The organism is Nocardia sp. NPDC127526, from assembly GCF_042672265.1.
Lineage (GTDB): Bacteria > Actinomycetota > Actinomycetes > Mycobacteriales > Mycobacteriaceae > Nocardia.
Genome location: NZ_JBHXVO010000005.1, coordinates 340,397 through 353,844, shown reverse-complemented (window position 1 = coordinate 353,844; position 13,448 = coordinate 340,397). Strand labels below are relative to the sequence as shown.

11 protein-coding genes are annotated in these 13,448 nt (G+C 68.8%); 7 read left to right on the top strand and 4 right to left on the bottom strand.

What is annotated here, in order from left to right; genetic code table 11:
- Position 1 precedes the first annotated feature (1 nt).
- Entirely contained in the window at positions 2-772 is a 771-nt protein-coding gene (locus ACFVIV_RS12715) for an HAD-IB family phosphatase (RefSeq protein ID WP_379195570.1), read from the top strand.
- Here the strand turns inward: ACFVIV_RS12715 and ACFVIV_RS12710 are convergent.
- A complete protein-coding gene (locus tag ACFVIV_RS12710) occupies positions 673-1,167 on the bottom strand; it encodes a GNAT family N-acetyltransferase (RefSeq protein WP_379195568.1) in 495 nt (164 codons plus the stop codon). The two genes, ACFVIV_RS12715 and ACFVIV_RS12710, sit on opposite strands and share 100 nt — an antisense overlap.
- 156 nt (positions 1,168-1,323) lie before the next feature.
- Between ACFVIV_RS12710 and ACFVIV_RS12705 the strand changes: the two genes are divergently transcribed.
- Complete coding sequence (locus tag ACFVIV_RS12705) at positions 1,324-1,980, top strand: maleylpyruvate isomerase N-terminal domain-containing protein (protein ID WP_379195566.1); 657 nt, start codon at positions 1,324-1,326, stop codon at positions 1,978-1,980.
- 53 nt (positions 1,981-2,033) lie between these two features.
- Here the strand turns inward: ACFVIV_RS12705 and ACFVIV_RS12700 are convergent, their stop codons facing one another.
- Positions 2,034-7,277: an HAD-IC family P-type ATPase gene (locus ACFVIV_RS12700; RefSeq protein ID WP_379195648.1), complete on the bottom strand. Its 5,244-nt coding sequence runs from the start codon at positions 7,275-7,277 to the stop codon at positions 2,034-2,036.
- Between the two features lie 234 nt (positions 7,278-7,511).
- Between ACFVIV_RS12700 and ACFVIV_RS12695 the strand changes: the two genes are divergently transcribed.
- Positions 7,512-8,066: a hypothetical protein gene (locus ACFVIV_RS12695; protein ID WP_379195564.1), complete on the top strand. Its 555-nt coding sequence runs from the start codon at positions 7,512-7,514 to the stop codon at positions 8,064-8,066.
- Between the two features lie 340 nt (positions 8,067-8,406).
- Here ACFVIV_RS12695 and ACFVIV_RS12690 read toward each other — a convergent pair whose 3' ends face one another.
- Complete coding sequence (locus tag ACFVIV_RS12690; protein ID WP_379195562.1) at positions 8,407-9,594, bottom strand: hypothetical protein; 1,188 nt, start codon at positions 9,592-9,594, stop codon at positions 8,407-8,409.
- A gap of 384 nt (positions 9,595-9,978) precedes the next feature.
- Here ACFVIV_RS12690 and ACFVIV_RS12685 point away from each other — a divergent pair, with 384 nt between their 5' ends.
- The 4 genes from ACFVIV_RS12685 (at position 9,979) to ACFVIV_RS12670 (ending at position 12,162) form a co-directional block, all read left to right on the top strand.
- Positions 9,979-10,533 (top strand): DUF6301 family protein, encoded by a 555-nt coding sequence (locus ACFVIV_RS12685; protein WP_379195560.1) that lies wholly within the window; start codon positions 9,979-9,981, stop codon positions 10,531-10,533.
- A gap of 114 nt (positions 10,534-10,647) precedes the next feature.
- Positions 10,648-11,076, top strand: coding sequence for a hypothetical protein (locus ACFVIV_RS12680; protein WP_379195558.1), 429 nt, complete (start codon positions 10,648-10,650; stop codon positions 11,074-11,076).
- Between the two features lie 145 nt (positions 11,077-11,221).
- Complete coding sequence (locus tag ACFVIV_RS12675) at positions 11,222-11,542, top strand: hypothetical protein (RefSeq protein WP_379195556.1); 321 nt, start codon at positions 11,222-11,224, stop codon at positions 11,540-11,542.
- A gap of 83 nt (positions 11,543-11,625) precedes the next feature.
- Complete coding sequence (locus ACFVIV_RS12670) at positions 11,626-12,162, top strand: hypothetical protein (RefSeq protein WP_379195554.1); 537 nt, start codon at positions 11,626-11,628, stop codon at positions 12,160-12,162.
- 371 nt (positions 12,163-12,533) lie between these two features.
- Here the strand turns inward: ACFVIV_RS12670 and ACFVIV_RS12665 are convergent, their stop codons facing one another.
- Positions 12,534-13,343 carry a hypothetical protein gene (locus ACFVIV_RS12665; RefSeq protein WP_379195552.1) on the bottom strand — a complete coding sequence of 270 codons (810 nt, stop codon included), beginning with the start codon at positions 13,341-13,343 and terminating at the stop codon, positions 12,534-12,536.
- Positions 13,344-13,448 lie beyond the last annotated feature (105 nt).

Below are 13,448 nucleotides of genomic sequence, written 5' to 3'. Positions count from 1 at the left end.
CATGGGTGATCGCGAAGTCGTCATCTTCGACCTGGACGGCACACTGGTGCGGGGCGACAGCTTCTCCCGGTTCCTCACCGAACTGCTGGTCTCGCGGCCCGTGCGCGGGTTCCTGTCCTCGCTGGTCGCCGGGCCCATGCTGGTGTTTCCGCGGCTGCGGCGGCCCGCGGTGAACCTGTGGTTGTGGTGCGCCACGGTCGGCATGTCGGATGCGCACTACGAGCAGCTCGTGGAGTCCTACGTCGATCGCCACTATCGCCCGCAGTCGGGCCGCCGCATCGAGTCCGCGCTGGACCGGGTGCGCGAGCATCGCGCCGCCGGTCACGAGGTGGTCGTGGTGACCGGCAGTGAGGAGCGTCTCGCCCGCCGGATCTGCCGCCGACTCGGTCTCACCGGCGTGGAGGTGCTGGGCTCGACCCTGGTCCGCCGCCGGGGCGCGCTGGCCCTGAGCGTGCACTGCTACGGCCCGGTGAAGCTCGCCCGCCTGCGCGCCCAGGGCTTCCTCGGCCCCATCGCCTGCGCCTACACCGACAGCTCCGCCGACCTCCCGCTCCTGCTGGCCGCGACCGATCGCGTCCTGGTGGAGCCGGGCGCCTGGAACCGCCGCCGCGTGCACGCCAGAATCGGCGCCTGCCCCGTTCTCGAGAAGCCCGCCGATCCGGCTCCGCGCGGTCACCGCGCCTGGATCCGCTTCGCCATGACGATTTCTCGCCGGCCATCGGCCAGGACATCCCCCAACTCCCCGGTGGCCTCGAACCCATTGCGCCGGTAGAGCGCAATGGCCCGCGAGTTCCCGGGCGCCACCGTCAGCCGCAGGCTCCGCGCCCCCGTCTCGACGGCCCACTCCTCGACACCCCGCATCAGCCGATCGCCGACCCCGAGCCCGCGCCCGACCGGAGCGACCCACATCGAGATGAGCTCGGCCGCATCGAATTCGGGCCCGGGGATGCCGCTCGCCATCCCGACAGGCTCGTCATCCACCATCGCGATCAGATTGCGAGATCCCGGAATGCTCAGCCGATCCCGCCATCTCTCCTCCCGATCGCCCTCGCCCTGCCAGTCTTCGAGCCGCGACCCGAACGCGTACGGCGCTTCCGCCAGCGCAGCCAGCCGCAGTCGTCGCCACAGCTTCCAGTCGTCGGGGCTCAGCACTCGTAGGTCGGTCATTCCGAAAGGTTGCCCCGCGTCCGGCCCCGCCGACAAGCGAATTCGGCCGCGGCCCGCGAGCAGGGTGGTTCCACCGCGCTGCCGGATTGCCTCGCCATGCTGTTCATGGGCGAAATGCCGGAGTGAGGGGACAGCGGAGCTGTTAGCTTGCGATGCGTGGACCTCTTCGCACGCTCGTGGACAGCACTGCGCACCGCCGTCGCCGATCTTCCGGACGAGGACTTCGCCCGGCCGTCCGGGTGCGCCGGGTGGTTGGTTCGGGATCTGGTGTGCCACTTGATCATCGATGCCCAGGATGTTCTGATCACGCTGGTGACACCGGCCGACGGCGAACCGACTCGGACCGCGGTGACCTACTGGGAGACCACTGAAAAGCCGCCGACCGGGGACGATCCGCTCGACGCGCTGATCGTGCGATTGGCGGCGGCCTATCAGGAGCCGGGTCTGCTGAAGTTTCATCTCGACGATGTCGGCGCGGCGGCGGGACGGGCTGCCGCGCTTGCCGATCCGGACTTGCGTGTGAGCACTCGCGACATGGTTCTCACCGCCGGTGACTATCTGTCCGCGTATGTCCTGGAGTGGACTCTGCACCACTTGGATCTGATCGAACATCTCCCGAATGCGGCTCAGCCGCCTGCCGAGGTCCTCGCTTACACCCGGCATCTGCTCGAACAGATCGCGGGCACACCATTTCCGGCGTCGTTCTCCGACAATGATGCCCTGCTGATCGGCACCGGCCGCCGTGTCCCCACGCCCGGCGAGCGAGCCGAACTCGACAGCGCGAGCGCCCGTTTCCCCGTCTACCTCGCGTAAAGCGTTTGCGGATAGCGCGCGTTTTCCGGTCTATCGCGTAAGGCGTTTCCGGATCAGGGGAGCGCCCGACCGGCGTAGGCGGCGGCGAGGGTGCCGCCCAGAGCCGAGGCCGACACAATGGTCCAGGCGACGGGACCCAGTGGGACACAACCGAAGAAGGTGTTCACACCGGGCGTCATGATCACCCCGGCCAGCAGGGCGGCGCTGCCCGCGGCGGTCACCCACACCAAGGGGCTGTGGCGGCCGATCACCAGGGTTTGACCCAACTGGGTGGAGATGAGGGCGGCCAGGGCCATGGTCTCGGCTCGGCGCGGCCGTCCGGTGGCGCGGCCCAGCAGCCAGGCCGCTCCCGCGCCGGCGGTGGTGCACGCGCCGCGCACGGCGACCGCGCGCAGGAAATCGCCGCCCAGGTCGGGGCGGGGGAGAGCGCTCAACTCGGCGCCGGCGTCGGCGGGTTCGGTGGCGTCCTCGGCGGTGCGGGTGCCGGAGAGCGCGACGGCCATGGCCGGTCCGAGATCGGTGAGCAAGTTGACCAGGAGGAACTGGCGGGTGCCGATGGGCGCGCGGCCGGACAGCAGGGTGCCGAGCACGGTGAAGGTCACCTCGCCGGTATTGCCGCCGACCAATACTCCGATGGCATCGCGCACCCGCTGCCACATGCCTCGCCCCTCAACGAGCGCAGTGAGCAGCACGGACAGATCGATGCCACCGGGATCGGCTGCCGGGCTTCCCGGACCCGGCTGCGGTGCGCTCGATGCACCGGGCTCTTCACCGTCGGAGTCCTCGCCGTCCGAGCGCGATGCGGGCTCCGTGGTCGCCGCACCTGTCGCGGCCACTGTGTCGCCGAGCCCCTGGTCTGCGCGCCCGGAGGTCTTCGCGTCCCGGGAGTTCTCCGCGTCGTCGGCGGTTCCCGTGTCGTCGGCCGTTGCTGTGTTGTCCGCGGTTGCTGTGTCGTCGGCCGTTGCTGTGGTGTCCGCGGTTGCTGTGTCGTCGGCCGTTGCTGTGGTGTCCGCGGTTGCTGTGTCGTCGGCCGTTGCTGTGGTGTCCGCGGTTGCTGTGTTGTCCGCAGTTCCTGTGCCGTCGGCGGTTCCCGTGTCGTCCGCGGTCCCTGTGTCGTCCTCGGCCCCTGCGTCCTTCTCCGTCTCCGTGTCCTTCTCCGTCTCCGTGCGGATTTCGGTATCCGGTCCGGATGCGCGGTCGGTGTCGCCCGCCGAATCGGCCTCGGCGCGAACGTCGTCCGAGCCGGTGATGATCAGGTCCGCGGCCTCGCGGGCGGCGACCGAGCCGCGGGCGGCCAGGCCGATGCCGATATCGGCGGTGCGGATGGCGGCGGCGTCATTGCTGCCGTCGCCGGTCATGGCGACCACATGGCCGCGGCGTTGCAGGGCGGTGACTATGCGGACCTTGTGTTCGGGGGTGACGCGGGCGAAAACTGTTGCGCGGTCGATCAGATCGGCTTGGGCGTCCTCGTCGAGGGCGTCCAGGTCGGAGCCGGTGGCGACGGTGTCGGCGGGGATGCCGAGCTGTGCGGCGACGGCGCGGGCCGTGACCGGGTGGTCGCCGGTGATCATGCGGACGCTGATGTCGTTGCGGGACAGCTGTTCCACCAGGTCCGCCGTCTGCGGGCGGGGCGTGTCGGCCAGGCCGATGAAGCCGAGCAGGGTGAGTTCCTCGATCTCGTCGGCGACATCGTCGGGTTCGCGCTGGAAGTCGCGGCGGGCCACAACCAGTACGCGGAGCCCGCGTTCGGCGAGTTCGCGCACGGCGTCCTCGGCGGCGGCCTGCTCGTCCGGGGTGAACTTCACCAGTTCGCGGTCGCCGTTCCCATTGGTGCGCAGTACTTGACTGCAATGGGGGAACAGGACTTCCGGTGCGCCCTTCACCGCCAGCCGGATGTGGTGGGCGGTGTGCCCGACGGCCGCCGAATAGCCGCGGCTGCTCTCGAAGGGGATCTCTTCGATGGGATCCCAGGTGTGTGCGGCCCGTGCGCCGAGCGCGCGATCGGCGGCCTCGACGACGGCGCGGTCGGTGGCGTGCACCAGCGGCCCGTCCTCGGGATGCGGGCAGGCGCGCGCGGCGGCGCGCAGCAGTCGCCGGGACTGGGCGGTGTCGGCGGCGTGCTCGGTGTCCCAGGTCTCGTCCGTATCGCCCAGCGCGGCAAGGTGCAGTCGTCCGGCGGTGAGGGTGCCGGTCTTGTCGAAGCAGATGGTGTCCAGCCGGCCCAGGGCCTCGATGGTGCGGCTGGAGCGCACCAGCACGCCGCGCCGGGACAGCCGCCGGGTGGCGGAGAGCTGGGCGACGGTCGCCACCAGCGGCAGCCCCTCGGGCACCGCCGCCACCGCCACCGCCAGCCCGTCGGCGAGCGCCGGGCGCAGCGGCAGGCCGCGCAGGAAACTCGTTGCGGTGACCACGCTTCCGCCGCCGAGGGTGAGCGGCAGCACCCGCGCGGAGAGCTCCCGCAGCTGGGCCTGCACACCCCCGGTGCGCGGCGGTCCGGCCGCGGCCAGCGCGCGCCCCGCCTCGGTGGCCGTGCCCACCGCGACCACCACCGCCCGCGCGGAGCCGTTCACCACGACCCCGCCCTCGAACACCATGCAGTCCCGATTGCCCAGCGCCGCACCGGGTGTGGCGGACACCTGCTTGTCCACGGTCACCGATTCCCCGGTGAGCCCCGACTCGTCCATCTCCAGCCCGTCGGCCTCCAGCAGCCGCGCATCGGCGGGCACCACGTCCCCGCTGCGCAGCACGATGATGTCGCCCGGCCGCAGATCATCGGCGGGCGTATCGGTTTCGTCATCGTCGCGCACCACATGCGCCAGCAGCCGCTCCCCGACCAGCAGCCGATGCAGCGACTGCCCCGCCCGCTGCCGCTGCAAGGCCGACACCACCGCATTCAGCGCCAGCACCGACCCCACCAGCACCGCATCGGTCGGCGACCCCAGCAGCGCCGAGGCCACCGCCCCCACCGCCAGCAGCGGAGTCAGCGGATCCTCCAACTCCTTGCGCACCTGCCCCACGAACTGCATCACCCCCGTCGCCGGCGCACCGATCTTCTCCGCCGCCTTGATAGCCCCCGCCGCCACCACCCCGTGCTCCGGCCGCTCCCGTCCCCCCGGCTCCGGCAGCCGCGCCAGCACCTCATCCGGCTCCAGCGCATGCCACGGCACCAACGGCACCGGCGTCACCTCATCCGCCCGCCCCGCCTTCCGCGCCGCCAGCACCGCCCCCGCGAAACTCAACAGCGTCGCACTCGCCACCGGCGACATCACCGCCACCGGCCGCGCCCCCACCGGCCCACTGGCCAGCAACAACCCGCTCAACGTAGCCGCCGACAACGTCAACGTCCGCCCCCGCTCACTCACCGCCCGAGCCACCCCCGCCGCCCCCACAATCTGCCGCGCACACCCCAAATCCGGACAAACCACATCCGCCTGCCACGGAATCCGCACCCCCGCCCCCATGCCACCACCGTCCGCCGCCCGATCATCGTCGGATGCGGCAGCGGGTTCGTTCGCCTGTCGTTCCAGCAAGCCGATGCCCAGATCCGCGGCGGCCAGGGCCTTGTGCCCGCGCCCGCTCAGGACCGCGACCACGTGGCCCTGCTTCTGAAGCCGTCGCACCACGGTGCTCTCGGACCCACCGGCGGGAACGAATTCGTCGGCGCTGCGCCGCAATTCGCCGGTGGACTCGTCGCCGATCAAGACGACTCGCAACCCGGCGCGGCGGGCCGTCGCCAGCAGGGCCACCGCCTCCGGGTGCAGTTCGAGACCGATCAATACCCGTCCGACGGCGCGTTTCCCGTCGTACAGCCGATGCCACACCGGATCTCCGCGCCGGTCCTCGTCCGATTCCGCTGTCCCGCTGCGTTTCTCGCGACCTTGCTCATCGTCCTGCGCGCGAGTGCGTGCCGGGCGACCGCCGGGCGGAGCCGCGTCGGGCGGCTCGCACTCTTCGAGGCGCAGGCGGTCGCGTTCGCGGCCGCGCGGGGGTGGGATGGGGAGGTCGGATCCATTGCGCCACAGGAGTCTTTGGGCGGCGCTCCAGACGTGTTCGGTGGACCAGGCCGGGTCGTCGGTGTCGGCGGAGAGGACGACCGGTCGGTCGCCGCGGACGGCGTGGCGGTCCACTACCAGGGCGGAGACGCGGTCGAGGCGACGCCAGAGGATGGGGTCGATGGTGAGAACGCCGTGGCCGGCCATGAAGGTGGACAGCAATCCGGCGAAGGTTTCGCGCCCGGCGCGGGCCGCACGCGGTACGCCCGCTGCCACGGCGTCGGCGGCATCGGAGGATTCGCGGCCGCCGGTGAGGGTGGCCAGGGACACCAGAGTCGAACCGGTGCCGACTTGTTCGGCGCACCGCTCGATCGGGCCCTGCGGCAGGGGAGTGGGGCGGGGGCCGGGCGGTTCGTAGTCGTGCACGCCCGGCTGACCGGCATCCGCGATGAGTTCGTCCCACCGCCGCCACTGCGTGTATCGGGAGTACGCCTCGACTACGCGCACACCGCGTTGCAGGCTGTCGGCGAACAGTCCGGCGATCTGCGCGTCGAGCGCCTGCCCGAGCGCATTGCCGATGGTGAGCACCGTATCGGCGCGGTGCGTGCCCAGATGACGCACCAGCAAGGCCCGCACCCGCGGCTGCCCGTCCACGAATGCCACCCCGGCCCGCAGCAGTTGTGCGGTGGGCGACTTCGGAAACACCGAATTCGCCACGGCCAGTGCCATTCCCGTCACATCGCCCACCAACTGCACCGCAGCGGTGAGCACCGGCTCCCGATCCGCGGGATCGGCCCGGTGCCGGCTCCACTCCTCCTCGTCGGTCCCCACCTGTTCTTCCACCGCCGCCAGCCGGGCCTCCACATCCTCGGCGCAGCAGCGATCGGGATCGACCGCGACGGTCACCCGCCCGGTAGCCGCGTTCACCCGGACCCATCGCGTCCCCTCGGCCCCTTCGAGCGCCTCGCGCACCGCGGCCCCCACCCGCGCCGCGTTCTTGGACCGCAATCCCTTCACCTCGGCGTGAATCCGATTGCCCAGCATGGTGACCCGCCGCTGCCGCCGCCCCGCGTGCACATCCAGCAGCGACTCGAAGTCCCGCCCCGCCCCGTCCGCGAGCTCACCCACCACCGCGGTGACCTCATCGGCGAATTCATTGACCGCCTCGGGCAACAGCGGCTCCAGCAGCTCCCGAGTCTGCTGCGCCACCACCACCGCGGGCCGCCCGACCAGCCCCACGGCAATAGCCGTACCCCGCAACGGAATCCGCACCGAAGCACCCACAATCGACCCCAGCACCGACATCACTCATCAGCTCCCGCCGTCCGTCCCTGCACCGCCGACTCACCCGTGGCCCGCGCCGCCCCACGCCGCGCCGTCGCCGAGCCCGCCTCCTTCCCGCCGCCGTCCGCCGGTCCGCCGCCCTCGGGCAGCCTCTCGTTCTCACCGCCAGTGCGCCCAGCGCCGCGCTCGGATGCCCCACCGCTCGTTCGGGATGTCCGTCTCGGCCCGCCCCGCCCCGCCGAGCCTTTGCTTGTCGTGGCCGCCCGGGTGGTCCTGCTGCCAGCGGCAGAGGCCTTGGCCTTGCCGGTGGTGCGTCCGGATCCGGCACTGCTGGACGAGCTGTCGCCGCGACTGGCCGTGCGGGTGGATCCGCTCTTGGCGGACGAACTGCCGCTGGATGAACCTGCGCTCTTGCTGGTCTTGCTGGTCGAGTGTGCGGTTCCGCTGCCGCTGGATGAGTCGATGCGCGCCGCTCCGCTTCGAGTGGAAGTGCTGTCGCTCTTGGGGGATGCAGTCGCGCGCTTGCGTGTCGCGGGCTTCTCGGCTGAGCCGCTGGGCGCGGCGGCCGGTCCGCTCGGGGCGGAGGTGCTCGACTTGGGCCGGGTGGAGTGGCCATTGCCGGCGGCGTGGGATTTGCGCTGTTGGTCCGAATTCCTTTGTTGTCTGGCGCGTTTCACGGCGATGATGACGCCCACCGCTCCGGCCGTGGCCACCACGACGGGCCATTCCACCAGTCCGACCAGTCCGGCTGCCGCCGCGCCGAGAATCACCACCGTGGGTGTATCCAGGCGCGATTTCGCCCCCGAATAGGCCCCGGTCACCGCTCCTCGCGCGGCTCCCGTGGCCGCTCCGGCCGCCGCCCCGCCGGCCGCCGCGATCGCTCCGGTGGTTGCGGAAGCGGTCGCGCCCAACGCTTTTGCTCCCCCGACCGCGGTCGTGCTCGCGACCTTCGCGCCGGCGGCGGCCGTCACTCTCACCGTCTTCGCGGTTGCTGACGCTGTCGTGCTCAGCAAGTTCGCCGTACCCGATGCAATACCCATGATCGTTCCCGGAGATTGAAAGCCAAGACTTGTTGGTCGTGCCCGCGCATGCGGGATGCAAACATCTCCGGACGGGGTGATGTGGCTTTCTCAGGTGCGGCGAGCTCTGGTCAGAGGCCCCGGCTGAGGCGGAACGGCCCGCGGTCCCAGCGCCAGCCGTGGCGGAGGGTGAGGGCGGCCAGATCCAGGAGTTCCATGCCGGTCTCGGCGCGGTGTTCCTGGAGTTCGGACCAGGTCAGGGGACCGGTGGCGAGCCGGTTGCGGAGGATGTTCTCGTGGCGGGCGTCGACCTCGCGGCGCATGAGGTCGGCGACGCCGGAGCTGCTGCCGGTCCAGACGAGCCAGCCCCAGCCCTGCGCGTGGGCGTAGGCGCGCGCGGCCGCGGCTTTTGCCCGGTTCACATGGAATGCCACGTGTCCCAAGGGGATGACATCCAGGAGAACCACACGGCCGTCGGCGAATTGGGCCACGGCGGTGGGGTAGTGGAGGCGTTCCTGGCCGTCGATGTCGTAGACGATCTCGACCGGGTACTCCTGGAAGTGGTCGACGCGATCACTGCCGTCGAGCAGGCGGAGCAGTTGGGCTTGCAGACCGGTGTCGAATGTTGTTTCACGGCCCAGCTTTTCGGAGAAAATCGAGCCGCGTCCATCGTCATCGAAGTCGGCGGTGCGGGCCGGGACGACGGGCAGATCACCGGGAGACCCGTCGCCCCATTCCACCCGGCGCAGCCACGGATTCCAGATGCCCGCGGGCACCTCCTCCGGCTGCTGCGGCGGCAACAGATGCCAGCGCCCCTTCTGCTGCCACCCGGCAATGCGCTGGAATACGAAGCCCGCCATGCGTTTGGAGTCCTGCAGATCGTGCCCCGCCAGCCGCAGCTTGAGATACGCCCAGTCCTGAGCCGCGATATCGGTATCGGTGGCATAGGTTTCGCCGAGCAGCGTACGCACCAGCCGCTCGTAACCCCACCCCACGGGATACCGCTCGCCGAACACGCCCAGATCCGGCTGCCCGGTGGCCTGCGCCTGCCGCACCATATTCCCGACCGCCCGCGTATACAGCTGCCGCGCCCGATCCCGCGACACCCCGAACCGCAACCCCAGCAACGTCAACGTCTCGGGCGGCTCCCCGTCCAGCCCCAGCCGGCAGGTAATCAGCTCGGCCTCGCGCGGCCAGTCCACCGCCCGCTCGGCCACCATCCCCGCCAGCACCTCATTGACATCCTCGAGCCCGAAGGACACCCGCTCGCGCAGGTCGTCACGCAGCCCGGGGCGCAACTCGCCCCGCACCGACTCCATATCGCTGTTCCTTTCTGATCAGGCAGTTTCGGATGCCTTGTCAGTGGTCACCGCCTCCCGGATCGGCCTCACGCAGCACTCCATCACGGACGGCCCGTGCCTCTTCGCCGGTCTGTTCGACGAGCCTAACCGCGCACACCGACAGTTACCGCCATCCGGCGACTTGCCGAGCGCCGCATCGAAGCCTGGTTACACCGGTGAATCTCGACGCCGCTGATCGGTGAATCCTGACGTCATCCCCCGACCGGCGGGATGTCGTATCGGTGGAATATGACGTCAGAGTTCAGCTCGACATCCGACTCTGGCCGGTTCGGTCCGCGCGGTCAGCGGCATGCGCGGATACTCGACGTTCCCCGCCGAGCCGTGTTGTGTATGAGTTGATATGTGAAAGCAGATATCGATGGGGCAGCTCGCATCGCCCGCATCGCAAGCGAATTCGGCTGGACATGGACCGATCGGGACGTGGCTCGTTTCTGTGAAGCCACGCGGTGGAGCATCGTGGACGGAGTGCGAGGTAGCGGTCCTACCCTCCAGACCAACCTCGACGTTCATCAGCCTCGGTGTCACGTTGTCTTCACCAGGCGGTTCATGGACCGGCAGGCCGGAGGTGGTGGGGGCATCGACGAGATGAGGATCTACGTCGCTGATTCCGGACCGACGAAGCCCACGAAAGGCCAGTCCGCGGCGCTTCACCATCAACTCCGAGAACGTCTGGTCAAGGAGTTGGGACCGGAATCTGAGTACGTCTTCGGCGAGGATCTCGACAATGACTACTGGCGACTCCCCAAAGTGGTCATTACGGTTGCCCCGCACGACGATTTCATCCAGTTGGACCTGGTCAACCCGAGATATCAACGGTGCCTGGACGAAGAGGGCGCTCGCGACTTCATGTACGACGAGGACGAAGAGGATTGCGACGAGGACGAGAATGACAACTAGGTTCAGCGTGCTCGGGCAGTCCCGCCGGTAGGCCGGCTCGCACAGCGCGACCAGCGGCATTTGAGTGCGTTCTGTGCGCACCTGGGCACGACGTTGCATCTAGGATTCGATCCGATGGACACCGTGTTCGAAACCGCGCCCTACACAACCGATTGCAGCGAATGCGGGTCGCAGATGGAAGCCACGGTTGTCGAGGTTCTCTCAGCTGGCACCCACCAGTGGGATCTTGAAGGCGATTGTCCGAAGTGTGGCAGCCGCTGGAGCGAGTGTGGTTACGAAACACCGCTTGCCGGGATGCGCACGGCGATCTTGGTGGCGAACGGTCCCGCGACCATGCATCTCATTGGCGGCAACCTCACGCCCGCAGGGGTGATGCGTGCGCTTCGAACAGTTCGGACTCTGACCCTCGCGGAAGCACGAGTCCTGGCCAACGAGCTTGGCGAACGGGGGCTGGAAGGAACCCGAGTCGAGATGGAGGCGCTAGCGGCTCCTCTTCGCGCAGTTGGGGCATCCCTTCGGATCCGGTCCTCCAACACCCGGTGAGCTACTCGCTCATCGGCTGTTCAATGCGTTCGGCCGGCCGCGCGGCCTGGCTGACTCGGTCCGCGCGACCAGCGGCAATTGCGGATGTTGACGGATCAAGGATCGAGATAGGCTGAGCGAGGATTTCGCCAGCACAATCGGGAGGTTGCTCGAAGTGCGCGACAGGGAGCGCATCGTCGGTGAGCTGCGAACACGGGCTCAGCGAGGAGAAACACCAGCCGAAGTGGGCACCTGGTTGGTGCGAGAGCTTGGGGCCGCCCAGAACCGGGGGTTCCAGCTCGCCGGCTATGTGTTCCACGCCTTCGAGATCTCCATAAGGGCTCTCAAAGAGGCCCATGATTGGGTGGGTCTCGGGTACGGCGGCACGATGACAGATGACGAACTGAACCAGCTACTGGGTCCATTGGTTCCCCGGTCCGGTGACCGCGAGTTGGTCCAATATCCGGATGGCTCTTGGCGTGCGTGACCGGGCCCTGCTTGTCTGAACAGCCGATGACGACCGGCTCGATGGCGATTGCAGGGTGCGCGAAGCTCGATACTCTCGCGGGCGTGAACGATGATGTGATGAACTGGCTCCGCCGGCCCGGCCTGGGAAAGTACGCCCAACTCGAAAAGGAGAGGCGGTTCCTGCTTCCGGAGATGCCGGCGCAAGCCTGCGATCCCCGGTTCATCGAGGATCGCTACATCGTCGGAACCCGGCTCCGATTGCGGCGCCTCGAGGTCGGCTCGCAGGTTGTCTACAAGTTCTGTCAGAAGGTCCGCCCGGATGAGAGCGCTCCTTCCACAGCGGCGATCACCAATATCTACCTCGACGAGGCCGAGTACGACACGCTCTGCCAGTTGCCCGCCGCGACACTGCGAAAAACGCGCCGCGTCTGGCAGGTCGGCCACCACACCTTCGTCGTCGATGAGTTCCACGGCGACCTTGCCGGTCTGATCCTGGCCGAGATCGAGCTGTCCGAGCTTCCCCACGACCTGTCGCTACCGACACCAATCGGCAAGGAGGTCACCGCTGACGAACGGTTCACCGGTGGGTATCTGGCCCACGCCTCCGCCGAGGAGAGAACGCTGGTTCTCGCGCTGTGACTCCCTGCGCCGCAATCGATCTCGCGACGCAGAACACCGTCCGACCGTCAGCGGCATGTGCGGATGGTTCGACAGCCGGGGTGCCCAGTCCGAAGATGCTGAGCCAGCGATACTGCCGGTATGGGGAATCTTGTGATTCGGGCAGCCGGCCCTGGCGATCTGTTGGCAGTCTTGGCAATCCACGATCAGGGCGCTACGGCGGGAGGACAGGCCGTCGGAACAGCAACCCAGATGCTCATGCCGAATGTGACCTATCAGTGTGCGCCGACCGCGTTCGTTGAAGCCGTCGTGGTGGCTGTAGAGCATCGCCGGATGCTCGACGCGCGGAACGTCCGGCGGCAAGCGCAGGACTCGTTGACTCCCAGAGGGTTTCAGTCGTCGGTCAGAAGCTGTGATTCGGCCTCGAGTGGAGGCTGTCCCGCACCGGGAGGACAGATCGGCTCCTCGCGGGTTCCGAACAAGTAGTCGCGGAAAGCTCGTAGGTACTCGTCCAGGTCCCACTGATCAGCGAATCTGATTCCGGTTGGGTCGAACCACTCCTCCGGCGTCGGGCGCCACGCGATCATGAAGTCGAGGGCTTCGCTCAGCATCTTCCCATAGGTCGTATCCCTGGCCAGGGCGTCGCGCAGTGCCGAAGCGCTGAGCCGCATCCCGCGCGCGTGCGGGGCGCGGTGCATGTCGACCAGCGGCCACAGCAGACCGTCGATATGCGGAATTTCGTCCCACCATGTGGTGCTCGCGCCCAGGCTCTCGCTGACTCTCGCTCGGCGCAGCGGTTCTGTGACCGGTGCCGGGTAGTCCGGCGGTGCGCCGCTGCGGTCGATGTCGTGGATTGGTCCGGTTGTGAGGTTTCGGGGTGGGTACCACACGCCTCGCCACACCGGGACTCCCAGTCCGCGAGGATTCACGGGGAGGGGCTCGGCCAGGGAGATGTCGGCGACGATTCGACGCACGGGTGGCAACGGTCCGTCGGTGATCAGATCCGCCGCCATCGCCAAGCAGTCCCGCACGTCGAATCCGGTCACACCGATGGCTTTTCCGAACCATGGGGGAGAGCACTCCCGCACGTCGAATTCGATCCAGAACCGGCGCACCATCGGCATGCGCGCGCTCCTCCCCAAGCGTTTACCGCCGAGCGTGCGGTCGGTGGTGGATAGCGTCGCGCTCGCGGTGCGGTCCATCGGACTATCACCCGCACGATACCAACGGATCTCAGCCCAGTCGGCTGATGTCGAAGATCACCGATAATCGCCGTCGGAATTGACCGGCGTAGCCACGAAGTCAGT

Bases quoted from the DNA above. Each gene is read 5' to 3' on its own strand.
- ACFVIV_RS12715 (WP_379195570.1), top strand. From the start codon at position 2: ATGGGTGATCGCGAAGTCGTCATCTTCGACCTGGACGGCACACTGGTG.
- ACFVIV_RS12710 (WP_379195568.1), bottom strand. From the start codon at position 1,167: ATGACCGACCTACGAGTGCTGAGCCCCGACGACTGGAAGCTGTGGCGA.
- ACFVIV_RS12700 (WP_379195648.1), bottom strand. From the start codon at position 7,277: ATGTCGGTGCTGGGGTCGATTGTGGGTGCTTCGGTGCGGATTCCGTTG.
- ACFVIV_RS12690 (WP_379195562.1), bottom strand. From the start codon at position 9,594: ATGGAGTCGGTGCGGGGCGAGTTGCGCCCCGGGCTGCGTGACGACCTG.
- ACFVIV_RS12680 (WP_379195558.1), top strand. From the start codon at position 10,648: ATGGACACCGTGTTCGAAACCGCGCCCTACACAACCGATTGCAGCGAA.
- ACFVIV_RS12665 (WP_379195552.1), bottom strand. From the start codon at position 13,343: ATGGACCGCACCGCGAGCGCGACGCTATCCACCACCGACCGCACGCTC.